Annotated in this window: 12 protein-coding genes; 1 reads left to right on the top strand and 11 read right to left on the bottom strand. The window is 40.2% G+C overall.

What is annotated here, in order from left to right:
* Nucleotide 1: 1 nt before the first annotated feature.
* From fabK to ODU34_RS09010, 6 genes are all read right to left on the bottom strand, one after another.
* A complete protein-coding gene (gene fabK, locus ODU34_RS09035; RefSeq protein ID WP_002938889.1) occupies nt 2-967 on the bottom strand; it encodes an enoyl-[acyl-carrier-protein] reductase FabK in 966 nt (321 codons plus the stop codon).
* A gap of 170 nt (nt 968-1,137) precedes the next feature.
* Nucleotides 1,138-1,362, bottom strand: coding sequence for an acyl carrier protein (locus ODU34_RS09030; protein ID WP_002938891.1), 225 nt, complete (start codon nt 1,360-1,362; stop codon nt 1,138-1,140).
* Between the two features lie 59 nt (nt 1,363-1,421).
* Nucleotides 1,422-2,399, bottom strand: a complete 978-nt coding sequence (locus ODU34_RS09025; protein WP_136647383.1) for a beta-ketoacyl-ACP synthase III — start codon at nt 2,397-2,399, stop codon at nt 1,422-1,424.
* On the bottom strand, nt 2,396-2,830 hold the full coding sequence (locus tag ODU34_RS09020; RefSeq protein WP_012775319.1) for a MarR family winged helix-turn-helix transcriptional regulator: 435 nt from the start codon (nt 2,828-2,830) through the stop codon (nt 2,396-2,398). The genes ODU34_RS09025 and ODU34_RS09020 overlap by 4 nt, the downstream gene beginning before the upstream one ends.
* A gap of 79 nt (nt 2,831-2,909) precedes the next feature.
* The gene (locus tag ODU34_RS09015; RefSeq protein WP_136647382.1) at nt 2,910-3,701 is read right to left on the bottom strand and encodes an enoyl-CoA hydratase; all 792 of its coding nucleotides are present in this window, start codon (nt 3,699-3,701) and stop codon (nt 2,910-2,912) included.
* Between the two features lie 437 nt (nt 3,702-4,138).
* The gene (locus tag ODU34_RS09010) at nt 4,139-4,780 is read right to left on the bottom strand and encodes an HAD family phosphatase (protein ID WP_029170994.1); all 642 of its coding nucleotides are present in this window, start codon (nt 4,778-4,780) and stop codon (nt 4,139-4,141) included.
* Between the two features lie 175 nt (nt 4,781-4,955).
* Here ODU34_RS09010 and ODU34_RS09005 point away from each other — a divergent pair, with 175 nt between their 5' ends.
* Nucleotides 4,956-6,311, top strand: a complete 1,356-nt coding sequence (locus tag ODU34_RS09005; protein WP_105179040.1) for an aspartate kinase — start codon at nt 4,956-4,958, stop codon at nt 6,309-6,311.
* 593 nt (nt 6,312-6,904) lie between these two features.
* On the opposite strand, the gene alr is transcribed toward ODU34_RS09005, so the two are convergent.
* From alr to scrK, 5 genes are all read right to left on the bottom strand, one after another.
* On the bottom strand, nt 6,905-8,008 hold the full coding sequence (gene alr / locus ODU34_RS09000) for an alanine racemase (protein WP_029751763.1): 1,104 nt from the start codon (nt 8,006-8,008) through the stop codon (nt 6,905-6,907).
* The gene (gene acpS, locus ODU34_RS08995) at nt 8,001-8,360 is read right to left on the bottom strand and encodes a holo-ACP synthase (protein ID WP_029751764.1); all 360 of its coding nucleotides are present in this window, start codon (nt 8,358-8,360) and stop codon (nt 8,001-8,003) included. The genes alr and acpS overlap by 8 nt, the downstream gene beginning before the upstream one ends.
* Nucleotides 8,361-8,474: 114 nt before the next feature.
* Entirely contained in the window at nt 8,475-11,000 is a 2,526-nt protein-coding gene (gene secA / locus ODU34_RS08990; protein ID WP_002938259.1) for a preprotein translocase subunit SecA, read from the bottom strand.
* A 319-nt stretch (nt 11,001-11,319) separates the two neighbouring features.
* Complete coding sequence (locus tag ODU34_RS08985) at nt 11,320-14,439, bottom strand: transglutaminase domain-containing protein (protein WP_105179039.1); 3,120 nt, start codon at nt 14,437-14,439, stop codon at nt 11,320-11,322.
* Nucleotides 14,440-15,052: 613 nt separating this feature from the next.
* Nucleotides 15,053-15,937, bottom strand: coding sequence for a fructokinase ScrK (gene scrK / locus ODU34_RS08980; protein WP_105179038.1), 885 nt, complete (start codon nt 15,935-15,937; stop codon nt 15,053-15,055).
* Nucleotides 15,938-16,161: the final 224 nt, after the last annotated feature.

Genomic DNA, 16,161 nt, shown 5'->3' with positions numbered 1-16,161 from the left:
CCTATTCTCCAACTGAAGCCCAACGGCTTGCCTCTTCTCTAATCACTTTGGCTGCTCCATAATAGATGTCTTTCAAAATATCTTCACAAGATTCTTCTTTAGAAACCAGACCAGCAATTTGACCAGCCATCACGGAGCCATTTGTTACATCACCATCAACAACTGCATTGCGGAGTGCTCCTGCACCAAGTTCTTCAATAGCATCTGCCGAAATTTTACCTGCCAAGAAATCTTTCTCTGCAGCTGCATAAGCAGATGACAACTTATTCTTGATAGCTCTCACAGGATGTCCAACAATAGAAGCAGATACAGTTGTATCAATATCCTTAGCTTTTAAAACTTTTTCCTTATAAGCCTGATGGGCATTGGACTCTGTAGCTACTACAAAACGAGTTCCAACTTGCACCGCTTCTGCACCCAACATGAATGCTGCTGCTGCACCTGCACCATCTGCAATACCTCCAGCAGCAATAACAGGAATAGATACGGCTTCAACAACCTGACGAACCAAGGTCATGGTGGTCAATTTACCAATATGGCCTCCGGCTTCCATACCTTCAGCAATAACAGCATCTACCCCTAATTTTTCCATGCGTTTCGCAAGGGCTACACTCGGTACAACAGGAATAACTGTAATCCCTGCAGCATGGAGACGCTCCATATACTTCCCTGGATTTCCTGCTCCTGTGGTGACAACTTTCACACCTTCTTCGATGACCAAGTCAACAATGTCATCCGCAAAAGGAGACAAAAGCATGATATTGACACCGAAAGGCTTGTCCGTGATAGATTTAACCTTGTCAATATTTGCCTTGACCACCTCTTTGGGAGCATTTCCTCCACCGATGATTCCTAGACCACCTGCATTAGATACGGCACCAGCCAAATCTCCATCAGCTACCCAAGCCATACCACCTTGAAAAATTGGATACTTAATATCGAGCAATTCTGTTATTTTCGTCTTCATAATTCCCTCATCTTTTTTTCTTGCTTACCTAATCATTTGAATATCAAATCATTAGGTAAACAAGTGAAGGGTTGCCCCCTCACTCAAAAAATAGTTTGATATTTCAATGTTTTGATTATCAAAGTATTCGATTTAAGAAAAATGCTAAATAGCACTTTTCCTTAGAAATATTATTTTGTTTTTTCTTCAACATAAGCAACCAAATCGCCTACAGTTGTCAAACCTTCTTCAGTATCGATTTGAATATCGAAGGCATCTTCGATTTCAGAGATAACTTGGAAAAGATCCAATGAATCTGCATCCAAATCTTCAAAGGTTGTTGTAAGGGTTACTTCTTCAGCATCCTTACCCAATTCTTCAACGATGATTTCCTGTACTTTTTCAAATACTGCCATGATATGTGTCTCCTTTTGGAAAATAAAATATTTTAATCTTGCCTAGGGCAAGGAATTAACTAAAGTTGTAAGAGTAGAGTTCCCCATGTGAGGCCTCCACCGAAACCAGCCATGAGAACAGTCTGGCTTCCATCCAATCGCAACATTCCGCTCTCTACACATTCTGATAAGAGAATGGGAAGACTTGCTGCGCTGGTATTGCCATATTTATCCATATTTGCTGGAAATTTTTCACGCGCCACTCCCAATTTACGAGCCATCTTATCTAGGATCCGTATATTGGCTTGATGGAGCAAGAAATAATCAACGCAATCCACAGTCATATCAGCTTGTTCTAGCAGCTCTGCCATGGTTGCCGTAACATCCCTCGTAGCAAATTCAAATATAGCTCTGCCCTCCATTTGGATAAAGGGTTGCTGACGGCTTTGTGTCGAGAATGGCGTCTCTTTCTGATCTATCCCTGCTGTCAGACTAGCACCTCGACCGCCATCCGTTCGCAAGATTTCTGCTAAAAAGCTCGGTTGCTCACACGCTTCCAGTAAAACTCCTCCAGCACCATCTCCAAATAAAACAGCCGTTGATCGATCCGACCAGTCGACAGACTTAGATAGGGTCTCAGCTCCAATGACAAGTCCTCTCTTATAGACTCCTGAAGCAAGCAATTTTTCCGCTGTTGATAGCGCAAAAACAAATCCTGAACAAGCTGCAACGAGATCATAGGCAAAAGCCTTTTTCGCACCAATTGCTGCTTGGACCATAGCTGCCGTAGATGGCATTGAAGCATCTGGAGTAATCGTTGCTACGATGATGAAGTCAATTTCACTAGCATCTAGCTGAGACTTTTCCAGTAATTTTCTAGCCACTTGACTAGCCAAATCACTCGTCGTCTCTCCAGTAACAATGTGCCGTTGACCGATACCTGTACGGCTACGAATCCACTCATCACTGGTCTCCATTCGTTGAGCCAAATCATCATTGGTCACAATCTTCTTCGGAAGATAGTGGGCCACCTGACTGATTTTAGCATGGTTTCTCATTTCAAATCCTCCAAGAAGTGATAGAGTTTCATGAGTCCTTTCTTCATTACCTGATACTCTGCATCATCCATACCATCTGTAATCTGCTTAACCATTTCATTGTGAAATCGTTGATGCAAACGATAGACCAGTCGACCTTTTTTGGTCAGGTAGAGATGAACAACTCGCCGATCTTTGGTCGAACGAATACGTTCCACGTATCCTTTTCTTTCCAAATTATTCAAGCTAGTTGTAACAGTACCTAAGGTTACCATCAAAGTCCGAGCAACATCACTCGGAGTAGCACCATCAATACTTCCTATCACATCAATCGTGTGCATTTCCTTAATCGAAATATCATTGAATCGGCTACCACGCAGACTTGTTTCTTCAATCACCAACACATTGTTAAAAATGGCCGTTAGATATTCATTTACTTTTGGATCTTCCAAAACAGGCCTCCTTTACTTTGATAGTCAAAGTATAAACCATAAAACTTTGATTGTCAAACATTTTTTACTAATTTAAAAATTAATCTCCCGTAAACACTGGCCTACGTCGTTCTGCATGCGCTCGAACTCCCTCTTTAAAATCCTCTTTATAGGCCAATATTTCTTGCAAATCCAACTCTAATCGGCGATAAGACTCCCAGTCTTTAAATTGACTTTCCCATGTCAGTTGTTTGATTGCTGCATAAGAATTTACTGAGCTTCGCAAGAGTTTTTTTATGACCTGGGCAACCGTCTTTTCTAGTTTTTCTGGCTCTGCCAATTTATAAATAATCCCATATTCTAAAGCCTTATCCGCTGATAAGCCCTCTCCAGTCATCGCCAAGTGACTAGCACGATTTGCCCCAATAGCACGACTCAGTAGAAAGAGCCCCCCCGCATCCGGCGCAAGTCCAACACCTACAAAGGCTTGGATGAATTTTGTCTTGCTGGAGGCAATAACAAAATCAGCTGCCACCGCCATATTAGCCGCGGCTCCAGCCACTGCCCCATCTGTCACCATAATGACCACTTTAGACAATTTCTTCATCGCAAACGAAATATCATTCACCAGCTCTGCTATTTTTACCAAAGAAGCAATATCATCATCATCAACTGCACGTTTCATCTCAACTAAATCTCCACCCACGGAGAAAATGTAACCCTGTGCTTGAATTTGTAAAATTTTGACGGAGGCATCCCCTTCTGCAAGGCGGATTGCTTCTAAGATTTCTTCACACATAGGAATATTAAAACCATTTGCCACTTCCGGTCTGTTTAAAGTTAGAATCGCTACGGAATCAATTACTTCATAACGAATTGTTTGGTAGGCCATTCCCTTGCTCCTTTCAAAATAGTTTGATTATTAAAAGATTTGAACATCAAACTTCAAATTCTTGTTTTCCATTGTAACACAGTTTTTACAATTGTCACTTTTTTTCTAGCAAGGAAAGTGTGACGTCCGAAAAAGAGGGGGGCTATCCTCGAAATATAAAATCTAGATATGCTAGAAAATAACGTGTCTAAGAACCTATATTCACACGCAAAGCCCTTGGCTTTTTCGCTCATCAAGGCAATTTTTGAGGGAAATACTGACTGTATTTTGAAAAAAACAACCTCAATATGCAAGTCTGAACTGTAAATATAGGCTCTAAGTTTAATTTACAACTTTCATTTTTTCACGTTAATACTTTTGGAAGATTGAACTGGATTCTGAGCTAGAAACACCATTTTTCACCGAGAACTAATACTTGGACTACAATATAATATTTCTTAAAATCGCAATAAATCAAAGGCATCTTCAAGATTGTCTACCAATCTATCTGCTTTCGACTGATCAATTCCATAATGCTGGTCTCGAATAGCCCAAACTGTCAATCCTGCTTTTTTAGCCGCTTCAATTCCCTTAGCACTATCTTCAAATACTAAAATATCCGATTTAGCTACTCCTGTTGCACTGGCTGCTTTCATATAAACTGCAGGATCTGGTTTTGGGGCCTCACAATCCATCGCTGAGAAAACATGACTAAAGTGAGAGCGTATACCAGCATCTAGTAGAGCACGTTCGATTTCTGAACGGTCGGTATTTGAAGCCAAAACTACAGGAATACCTTGGATAGTTAGTCTCTCCAATACCGCTTTAACTTCAGGAAAAATCCTCTCTGCATAAGGGGTAGGTCGCTTTTCTTTATACACACGATATTCTTCTTCCAAGGCAGGGACATCCCAGTTATCATAATCATCCCCTAAAATCCGTTGCCAAATTTGACTAGCCCTTCCACCGACAAATATAGATGGATCCAAATGATCAACCGATAAACCTTTTGTCGCTAAAAAATTCACTCGACGTTGAAAATAGAATGTTTCTGTATCAAAAAGTACACCATCCATGTCGAAAATAATTGCTTTTACCATACTCGCCTCCTATTACTTTAATTGTAACACAGTTGAAAGAAAAAATGTTTTTCTGAAATTTTCACGCTTGTCTCTTGTTCGTTTTTCGATAAAATTCTTGGCAAGATTTGTCTGAACATACTGACAATTTCATATCATTCTGCTATAATAGAAAAAAATATCCAAGGAGATGAGAATGAAAGTTATTAAATTTGGGGGAAGCTCACTTGCTTCAGCTGGACAGTTAGAAAAAGTTTTCAATATTGTTCAATCTGATTCAGAACGTCGCTTTGTTGTTGTGTCTGCACCTGGAAAACGCAATGCCGAGGATACTAAAGTTACTGATGCGTTGATTAAATATTATAAAGAATATGTTAACGGAAAAGATGTGACTGCCAGTCAAGAATGGATCATCAACCGTTATCAAGCAATGGTTGACGAACTTGGTTTCACAGCTAACAGCATGAAGAAAATCGCAGACAGCATCATCTCTTTGGCCAGCCTACCAATTGATGATAACGAGTTCCTTTACGACGCATTCTTAGCAGCTGGTGAAGATAATAATGCCAAATTGATTGCCGAATATTTTACCCACAGAGGATTGCCTGCACGCTATGTCCATCCTAAAAAAGCTGGTATTATCGTCAGCTCCGAACCAGGAAATGCTCGCATTTTGCCTTCAAGTTATGACAAAATCGAAGAGCTTCGTTATACAGATGAAGTACTCATTATCCCAGGATTCTTCGGTGTAACTGTTGATAACCAGATTTGTACCTTCTCACGAGGTGGATCGGATATTACAGGTTCCATCATTGCTGCCGGGGTTAAGGCTGACCTCTATGAAAACTTTACAGATGTCGATGGTATTTTTGCTGCCCATCCTGGCATCATTAAAAATCCACATTCAATCAAAGAATTGACCTATCGTGAAATGCGAGAATTAGCTTATGCAGGTTTCTCCGTCCTCCACGATGAAGCCCTCCTTCCTGCCTATCGCGGGCGGATTCCATTGGTTATCAAAAACACCAATAACCCAACTCACCCTGGTACCCGAATTGTACACAAACATACCGAGCAAACAGTTCCTGTTGTCGGTATTGCCGCAGACGATGGTTTTGTCAGCATTAACTTGTCCAAATACTTGATGAACCGTGAAGTTGGTTTTGGTCGTAAGGTGTTGCAAATTCTCGAAGATCTCAATATTCGCTGGGAGCACATGCCGACCGGGATTGACGATTTATCCATCGTAGTCCGTGAGCGTGAATTGACTCCTATTAAGGAAGAAGAGATCCTTCGTCAACTCAATACGAAAATGGAAGTTGACAAGGCCGAAATCGAACATGGTTTATCTATTATCATGATTGTTGGTGAAAATATGAAGAGCCATGTCGGTGTAACAGCTACCGCTACCACCGCCCTCTCTAAACAAAACGTCAACTTGGCAATGATTTCACAGGGCGCCAGCGAAGTTTCTGTTATGTTCGTTGTCAAAACCGAAGAAAAGAAACGCGCCCTGCACGCACTCTATGAAGCTTTTTTTAACGAGCAATAATCACAACGAGGTCGATCAGTTCCCTCTTCATACTCTTCGAAAATCAAAATCAGACGTTGTTGACTTGATTGGATGAGTGTCAAGCTCCAGTGGAGCTTGACAGCCTGCTACCATAAAATAAGAAAGTAGCTGGGTTATATCTGCTCTTGGAGAAACGAACTTCGTTCACTCTATCTCCAAGCTCCAAAGGTTTCCCAAACCTTTGGAGCTAGTCTGATTTTAATTTTCATTGAGTAGCAATTAAAATTTGAATAAACAAAAATAGCTTAGAATCAACGTTTCTGACGATGCAATTCTAAGCTATTTTTTAGGCTTTTTATACGAAAACTCAAAGTTAGTGTCAACATCTCAGCGCAGTGGTTGATTGGGTTTAACAGTCCAGTGGACTATTTTAGCCCGAGCCAACTGCTTGGAAGTGAGGGGAACTCTTTTTGACCTAGTCGAATCTTTCCCACTCCTCTTACATCGAAGTAATAAAAGTCAACTAAATGACGATATTTGTATTATAGACAATATCTAGGTAACACTTCTATAATATTTTACCCTTCTATTCTAGCAAAAGAGGTGAATTATCGTCACTTTTACTATCGCTGTTATTCAAAAATTCGAGGTAGGCGATCTGTCAAAAGACAAACCACCTCGTAATTTATGGTTCCGATACGATCAGCCCACTCCTGAACAGAGATCGTTTTATCTCCATCTTGACCGATTAGGGTGACTTTTTGACCAAGTGGATAAGCATGAGGTAAACGAATGGTGATCTGGTCCATCGAAATACGCCCTACAATTTCACAGGTCTGCCCATCGACTAAGACTGATAAGCCCTGTAAGCTTCGTACGAGACCATCTGCATATCCTATCGGAACGGTCGCAATCCATTCTGAATCGGTGCTGTGATAAGTAGCTCCGTAGCCAATTGTTGTGCCAGCTTCAACCTGCTTTACATGAACAATTTCAGATACGAGAGATAAGGCTGGTTGAACCTCAAACGGGAGTTCTAGTACTCGTCCACTTGGATTAAGTCCATAAAGAATGTTTCCCAAACGAACCAGGTTAAATACTGTATCAGCATGCCAAATGCTTGTTGCTGAATTACTGGCATGAATCCAGCGCGGAGTAATTGGTAGAACATCCAAAAATTCTTTAAAAACAGACAGTTGACTCTCGAAGTGCGCCTGATCAACCTCATCCGCAGTAGCAAAATGAGTATAGACTCCTTCGATGTCATACTCTAATTCTTCAAGGATAGCAATCGCTTGTAGCAAATCGGCTATTTTTCTAAAACCAATCCGCCCCATACCAGTATCTAGCTTAAGATGGACAGTTAGACCAGATAAATCCGCCTCTAAGTCTTTTGCATCTTGCAACCAGTCCAGACTGGCAACTGTCACACTGATATTGAGTTGATGAGCTACTGGTAAAAAACGTACAGGAACCACTCCTAAAATCAAGATAGGATGCTCGATACCTGCTTTACGTAGCTCTAATGCTTCATCCAAATTCGAAACACAAAAGCCAGCTGCTTGACTGGATAGCTTTTTCGCTACCGCAACAGCTCCATGACCATAAGCATTCGCCTTAACAACAGCAAACGCTTCGGTCTTCGGGGGCAAGTTGGTCATTACTTGCTCGAAATTTTCCGCAATCGCATCTAAGTTAACACGAATTTGCGTGGGTCGATGTTCACTTTCAATCATCTTTCTCCTCCAAAATCACACTAGCTTGTACAAAATTTCCTGAATGGCTAATGCTGAGCCAAATATTCCCATCAAAGGGACTCTTCGTCACATAGGGAACTCCTTTGCTGGTATTCAGAATTTCAATATCATGAAATCCTATCTTACCAATACCTGTCCCCAAGGCCTTGGTCAGCGCTTCTTTGGCTGACCAACGTCCAGCTAAATATTCTAACTGACGGCGACCAGACAGACTTTGATACCGTTCAAATTCTTTCTCTGTGAGAATCTTTTTGGGAAACCCTTGGTGTTTGATTCTGACACTTTCAATCGCCTCCATCTCCTGAAGGTCAATGCCATGTCCTACTATCATTAATCGGTCTCCTTTTGCATAGTCATTTCATTTATCAAAATAAACGAACTGACTCTAGTGACTTGTCTAAAAATTGCAAAAGGACTGGACAGCCGTCCAGTCCACGCGTCATTCCTATTTACGGCCGTGACAATTTTTAAATTTCTTGCCAGATTGGCATGGGCATGGATCGTTACGATCAACACCTTCAAAAGATACATTCTCCTGAATTGCATGCGATTGGTTCGGCATAATATTCTTAACAGCTGTCGTATGCGCTTCTTGACTTGTACGCTCACGCTCAATATTGTCATGAATTTGCGCCTTCATCATCAAGCGGGTTACTTCAAACTCGATAGCCCCAATCATATCGTTGAACATAGTAAATGCTTCTGATTGATATTCAACGATTGGATTATTTTGAGCGTATCCACGAAGACTGACTGCATTGCGCAATTGATCCAAGGCATCAATATGGTCTGTCCATTTGTTATCCACAACACGAAGGATAAGAACTTTCTGGAATTCGCGTACACGTTCTTCATCGCGTAATTTTTTCACTTGTGAATCATAGACTCTCAAAGCACGTTCATAGAGCTCTTCGACAATCTCTTTCTGATTCATTGCTTCAAAAGTAGCTTTACTCAAGGTATCATCTTCAACGAGATTTGCATGCGCAAATTTGATAATGCCATCAATAGCTTCATCTTTCGAACCAAGGAAGTGACCAGCAACTTGGCGTTCAATCGTCCGTTTCATCATCGCTTTGATTTCAGGAGCCAAATCACGGTCAGCAGTAATAACATCCTGGCGTTGGCGATAGATAATTTCACGTTGCTCACGCATCACATCGTCATATTGAAGGACTTGTTTACGTGAATCGTAGTTGTTCCCTTCCACACGCTTCTGAGCAGATTCAACTTGACGTGTCAACATTTTAGACTTGATAACAGACTCTTCTTCTGTTAGATTCATACGCTCCATAAATACTTTGATGCGTTCTGAACCAAAGCGTTTCATCAAGTCATCTTCGAGAGATAGATAGAATTGTGATTCACCTGGGTCACCTTGACGACCTGAACGTCCACGAAGCTGGTTATCAATACGACGACTTTCATGGCGCTCAGTACCAATAACACATAGCCCACCAAGTTCACGTACACCTGGACCTAACTTAATATCGGTACCGCGTCCCGCCATGTTGGTCGCAATAGTGACCGCACCACGCTGACCAGCATTCATAATAATCTGCGCTTCACGATAGTGGTTTTTGGCATTCAATACTTCGTGAGGGACACCTGCAGCTACCAATTTTTGAGAAATCAAATCAGAAGTTTCAACCGCAACTGTACCGACCAAGACAGGTTGCCCTTTCTCATAGCGTCTCTTCACATCAGCAATAACGGCATTGAATTTGTATTCTAGACTTGGATAGAGTAAATCTTCGTGGTCAACACGCGCGATTGGGCGGTTAGTTGGGATTGGTACAACACGGATGTTGTAGATTTCACGGAATTCTTCCTCTTCTGTTTTACCAGTACCCGTCATCCCTGATAATTTTTTATACATACGGAAAAGGTTTTGGTAGGTAATAGAGGCACTTGTCTTAGACTCGTTTTGAACCGGTACACCTTCCTTAGCTTCGATGGCTTGGTGAAGTCCATCAGAATAACGACGACCTTCCATCGTACGACCTGTAAATGGATCGATAATCATGACCTCTTGGTCTTCATTGACCAGATAGTCAATATCATAGGTCATGATGTAGTTGGCACGAAGCGCATTATCCAAGAAATGGGTAATGGCTACATTTTCAATATCGTAAAGGTTATCTAACTTGAAGAATTTCTCTGCCTTGTCAATACCTGAATCAGACAGACCAATCGTTTTAGATGGAATGTCAATGATGTAATCTTCTGTTGTCAAAGATTTAACAAGATTATCTGCCAAGAAATACAACTGGTTTGTTTCAGAACCTTGTGCACCAGATACAATCAACGGCGTACGAGCTTCGTCAATCAAGATTGAGTCAACTTCATCGACCAAGGCGTAATTGAGAGGACGTTGAACCATGTCTTCTGCACGCACAACCATATTGTCTCGGAGGTAGTCAAAACCAATCTCTGAGTTGGTCGAATAAGTAATATCGCAGTTATAGGCCTCACGTTTTTCCAAGGGGGATTTAGCAGCTAAGTTGATACCAACTGAAAGACCAAGCCATGAGTACAATTCACCCATTTCAGTCGCATCACGAGTAGAAAGATACTCGTTAACCGTCACTACGTGAACACCTTGACCAGACAAGGCATTCAAATAAACAGGCATCGTTGCAGTCAGAGTCTTACCTTCACCTGTACGCATTTCTGGAACGTCACCGTTGTGAAGAACGATTCCTCCCATAACCTGAACCTTGTAGGGATAGAGACCCAATACGCGACGAGCTCCTTCACGGACTACCGCATATGCTTCGTACAAAAGATCGTCGAGGGATTCACCGTTATTGTATCGCTCCTTAAATTCTGCTGTCTTAGCTTGCAACTGTTCATCAGTCAGCGCTTCCATTTCATCGGCATACGAGAAGACCTTGTCTGCCATTTTCTCAAGTTTTCTTAGCTCTCCCTTATCATTTTCAATGAGAGAACGAAGTACATTTGTTACCATATCATTCATCCTATTTCAGTTTTAGTCAATAATATATTGTAGCAGAAAACTAGGCAATTTTCAAGGTTTGGCACTAGGATACAGCCTAAATAAATGAAAATGCTAGCTTAATATTACTATTTTTACCACAAAACACCTCCTAGTCACAATAACTCCTAGGAGGTGAAAAATTTATGAAATTTTAAATGAGGAATCTGCGATATATCGGAGATTTAGAAATTCATTAAAAGCTCAGTTATCATATTATTCAGTTAATAAAAGCTCACATGAATAATTTTCTACACAAAGGTAAATATTATCTTCAACCTGTATTAATATATTATTTTCCTCGAGAAAAATATCTCATGAAGAAACTAGTAGATAAAGCTACCCAAATTGTTACTAAGCTGTTAAGTACATTTTCCGAAGTAAAGACCTCTTTTTTCTCTGGCTCTCGATTCTCAATTGTTGCATTCGAATCAACCACTTTTTCTTCCTCAATAGAATTGTTACTACGTTCAAGAGAGGCAGGCACTTTCACCTCACTAGCTACTGCACTTCTCTCTTGAGGAGAAGTTGCAACGCCTACAGGCTCAACTGTTGAAATTGCTTCTCCAAGCACAGACCGGGGTTGAATCACCGTGGCTGAACCAGCATCTTGAACATGAATATCTGATGTCGGAACAGAACCTGCCTCATGAGTATTTGCTTCAACTCCATTTGACACAGTTACAGCTACTTCTTTGTCTAAACGTTCATTTTTAGGAACCTCTAAAGCAAGTGAAGCAGAACTTGTTTGTGGAGCAGAAACCGGTGATTCAGCTACTTCTTGACTAGCTGTCACCGTCTCTGTAGGAGTTGTTTCCGGTGAAGGTTGAGACGCTGAATTACTTTCAACTACACTTGATTCTGTTACTTCTGTTGCCACTTCTGTAGAAATAGTTTCCGATGAAGGTTGGGATGCTGAATCATTCTCAACTACACTTGATTCTGTTACCTCATCTGCAGGAGCTGTTTCTGATGAAGTTTGGATTTCAGAACTTACTTGTGGAGCAGAAACCGAAGTTCCAGCCATTTCTTGACTAGTTGTTACTGCCTCTGTAGAATTTGTTTCCGGTGAAGTTGGGGATGCTGAATCACTCTCAACTACACTTGGTTCTGTTACTTCTGTTGCTACATCTGTAGGTGTTGTTTCTGATGAAGTTTGGATTTCAGAACTTACTTGTGGAGCAGAAACTGATGATTCAGCCATTTCTTGACTAGTTGTTACTGCCTCTGTAGAATTTGTTTCCGGTGAAGTTGGGGATGCTGAATCACTCTCAACTACACTTGATTCTGTTACCACCTCGGCAGAATTAGTTTCCGGTGAAGTTGGGGATGCTGAAATTACTTGTGGAGAGGAAACTGTATTAACCTGCGCTTCACTCGATTCTTTGGATGCAACCTCAACATGTGGTAATTTATCATCATTTTCTTCCTTAGAATCAACTGTATTCTGAGCTGTTTCTGAACTCGGTGAAACCATCTCTGTATTTCCTAAAGATGAAGTCTCTGTTTTATCCTCTAACTCAGTTTTAGCTTGTGGTACCTTAGGAGCTGGTGTTTGTTGAGAAGGAGTAACTGAGATTGTCTCCTGTGTTGAAGAATTTCTTTCTAGAAGCTCCTCAGATTGCTGTGCAGAATTAACACTTGGAGCTGAAGCATCCTTGGAATTTTGGGTGACTTCATCAGAATTAGCTTGGTTTTCTTCCTTCAAAGGACTTAATTGATTTTCAGAAACATTGTGATTGTCTTTGATAATGGCAGGATCTTCTTGAAGCTTTTTACCCTCCATTATTGCCAGATAAGTTTTATAATCATCTCCGTCTTCAAAATTTGCTGCAGCCTCTTTATCTAATTGCGATAAGAAACCTTTATTATTTTTCATAGAATTTTTAATTTCAGCAAATTCTTTTTCCGTGATATTTACAGATTTATTCAACTTGTCAATATCAGATACCACTGATTTCAAAATATATTCATAGCCATTTTTATGATCTAAATTTAAATCTTTTTTCTTTGCCTCTTCTATTTTTTCTTGCAAAACTTTGTAAATGTCTAATAAATGTTTTTTATTTTCTTGTGACACATATTTTGGCTCAACATATGCAATATGATCCAAACCAACCAAGGACTTTTCTTTGTTGAACAACAGTAAATCTGCTGTTTTTTGCCTCATAGCCCATTCTTCATATTCCTTGTTAATAACCATATAGTTATTTTGGCCTAATGGCAGTTTTTCTAGCTCTTTGCTATCAACTTCTTGATAACTATCTTTCCCGATATCATTAAAATGCTGGTCCGAATAAACAGTTTTCTGACCAATTCCTCGGACCCCTGTTGCGTCGATAGTATGCCATTTTCCATCATAGAATACTCGAGTTGTTGCGTGAGCATCACCTTTAGCATTTACTCCTGTAACCACATAGGCTGGGAACCCCATAAAATTAAATGCTCGTGCCGCCGTTGTACTAAAACCAACACAGGTTGCTAATTTTCTTTGAGTAACAGCAAACAAATCTGAGGCAAAATAGTAAGATAAACCAGCTTTATTAATTCCAGTTGTATTAGCAGCCTCCCAATCATAATGAACCTTATTAGCCATGCTTAAAACAAAAGTTTTAACCTTCTCACTGTCTGTTGGTTGAATACTAGCTTTTGATTCTTGAATCATTTTAAGAATCGTATCATCATTGGCAGCAAAGAGGTTTTTAGTAACATTCATTTTATTGACTATGTCGCTTACCCTTGCGTCTCGACCAAAGCCAAAATGACTATACTCGTTAAAAAATTTATTGTCAACAGAATACCCATGAGAATAGATTGTCAAGTTGTCATTCAGTACTCTAGCATGATTATCAGCTGTTTTGAGACCGGCAGCATCCAATAACTGTCTTTTGGTTGATTCAACATGAATTGGAAAGAGCGCATGAATCCTTTGAGCTGCATAATTTGTGATAGTATTATTCAGATTAGCTTGGTCACCTCTAAATTGTAATTCCTGAACTTTCTGCTTATACTCTTCTGGGCTATTAACAAGAATATCACCCTTGTTCATAACAAGAATATGTGGAGATTCATGAATATTTTGAGTACCTTTGCCATTGATCACTAAAAAATCGTGGTTTTTACCAAATTCCTCTAATTCTTTCCAAGTAGATAATGTCCCAACTCGATTCTCCAATCCTAATTTAAAAACATTGAATCGTTGGTCCGAGGAGTAGTCTTTCAATTTTTTAGAAAATGCTTCCCAGTCCAGAACCTCTATTTTATTTGTATTTTTTTGTGATTGTAAATGTAAGTTTTCATCTGCAAAAACAACCGGTTGTGATGCTCCGATAGATGCAAGCGCAAGAACCGAAGTAGAAAGGGTAAGTGTCAAAATAAGCCAGCGCTTACCATGCTGTTGAATTGGAATCATAAGTCCTCCATATAAATACTTCTGAGAATAATTTCCCAGCCTAAAATTTGCATTCCAATTGTAACACTTTTAACTATCTTTTTTCTGCCATATATCTATGCTTTTCCTGTTTTTATAGCCTTTAGTGTCTCTGCATCATTACTTTAGATATAGCGTTTTCATACAATTGGGAAACAACAACTTTCCTCTGGTTAAAAAACATCACTGCACTATCGCTAATAAAAAGATTTTCAACCTTGCTCATGAATAATCATCAAGAGTTGTGGAACTTGTTTTTCTTTTTCATACCCGATGAACTCCAACAATGGCCAACTCTAATCTTTTATAGTCATCATTGGTTTTTGAGGCACTGTTTCGACCCAACAACTTAAATTGAAGAGTTGTTGACGAACTCTTTTTAAGCTGGTCTGATTCTTTCCTACTCCCAAAGATTGCCTTGATCAACGAACGGCTATCTCTTATGAATACAGTTTTTTTAGATAAAAATAGGCGAGAGTTACATGAAAACTCTCACCTTACTGTCAAGTTATTGTGATAATAAAACAACTTCACCCAATATTTTTCTTCAATATATCTATCGCAAAAGTACAAATGAATCTGTTCTCATAGATAATTATGAATTTCTTGACACCTGTTTTGCCAAAGCAAAGTTTCCAAGAGTTGCAGAACCATTTTCAGCAACAGCTGGCGTTACGATATATTCTTTGACATCTGGTGTTGGGAGATAATCGTTCATCAAACCGATAAACTTCTCACGTACACGATTAAGCATGTGCTCTTGAGCCATAACTCCTCCACCAAATACAATTACTTGCGGACGATAAAGCAAGGTTGCCTGTACTGCTGCTTGAGCAATGTAGTAAGCCTGCACATCCCAAACGTCTGAATTTAACTCGATCAATTCACCACGAATACCTGTACGGCCTTCAAGAGAAGGACCCGCAGCTAAGCCTTCCAAACACCCATTGTGGAACGGACACGTCCCTTTAAATTCATGTTTTACATCGTAAGGGTGTAGGGCAACGTAAGTATGACCCGCTTCGGTATGACCCAAACCACCGATAAACTCACCATTCTGAATAGCACCTGCACCAATACCCGTACCGATTGTATAGTAAACTAAACTCTTTACTCCTTTACGAACCAGGGTTTCACCAAATGCCGATGAATTCACATCTGTCGTGAAATAAAATGGAATGTTAAATTCCTTAGCAATCAGACCAAGTAAATCAATATTTGACCAGTGTGGTTTTGGTGTCGAAGTGATGTAACCATAAGTCTGTGAGTTTTGATCAATATCGATTGGACCGAAAGAACCTATCGCAATACCTGCCAAACGATCTTCATAGCGCTTGAAGAATTCAACCGTTCTCTCAATCGTTTCATAAGGAGTTGTCGTAGGAAATTGTGTTTTTTCAACAACTTGGAATTGTTCATCACCTACGGCACAAACAAACTTTGTACCACCCGCTTCCAAGCTACCATATAATTTTGTCATTTGATTGTCTCCAAAAATTTTATCACTAGCATTATACCATAGAAACAAGTCATAACCACCCGTGAAAACGGGTGGCTTGTACACCGGCTATAAGCCGTTTCTCTCCAGCGACGTCTAAAGACGTTCGCTGAACTTCGTTCAGGTTAGTGCTATAATTACTTGACTAATGCCCGTAACAACGGGCTTTTATCTCGTTCTAAAACTGCCATCTGAAAATGGATCTT

Origin of the sequence: Streptococcus sp. 2018WUSS126, from assembly GCF_044427425.1 — a bacterium.
GTDB classification, from domain to species: Bacteria; Bacillota; Bacilli; order Lactobacillales; family Streptococcaceae; genus Streptococcus; species Streptococcus hashimotonensis.
Note: the sequence above shows the minus strand (reverse complement) of the source record. Positions and strands in the feature narration are given on the sequence as shown.

Coding starts and splice junctions, on each gene's coding strand:
- fabK (WP_002938889.1), bottom strand. CDS start 967: ATGAAGACGAAAATAACAGAATTGCTCGATATTAAGTATCCAATTTTT.
- ODU34_RS09030 (WP_002938891.1), bottom strand. CDS start 1,362: ATGGCAGTATTTGAAAAAGTACAGGAAATCATCGTTGAAGAATTGGGT.
- ODU34_RS09025 (WP_136647383.1), bottom strand. CDS start 2,399: ATGAGAAACCATGCTAAAATCAGTCAGGTGGCCCACTATCTTCCGAAG.
- ODU34_RS09015 (WP_136647382.1), bottom strand. CDS start 3,701: ATGGCCTACCAAACAATTCGTTATGAAGTAATTGATTCCGTAGCGATT.
- ODU34_RS09010 (WP_029170994.1), bottom strand. CDS start 4,780: ATGGTAAAAGCAATTATTTTCGACATGGATGGTGTACTTTTTGATACA.
- ODU34_RS09005 (WP_105179040.1), top strand. CDS start 4,956: ATGAAAGTTATTAAATTTGGGGGAAGCTCACTTGCTTCAGCTGGACAG.
- alr (WP_029751763.1), bottom strand. CDS start 8,008: ATGATTGAAAGTGAACATCGACCCACGCAAATTCGTGTTAACTTAGAT.
- acpS (WP_029751764.1), bottom strand. CDS start 8,360: ATGATAGTAGGACATGGCATTGACCTTCAGGAGATGGAGGCGATTGAA.
- secA (WP_002938259.1), bottom strand. CDS start 11,000: ATGGTAACAAATGTACTTCGTTCTCTCATTGAAAATGATAAGGGAGAG.
- ODU34_RS08985 (WP_105179039.1), bottom strand. CDS start 14,439: ATGATTCCAATTCAACAGCATGGTAAGCGCTGGCTTATTTTGACACTT.
- scrK (WP_105179038.1), bottom strand. CDS start 15,937: ATGACAAAATTATATGGTAGCTTGGAAGCGGGTGGTACAAAGTTTGTT.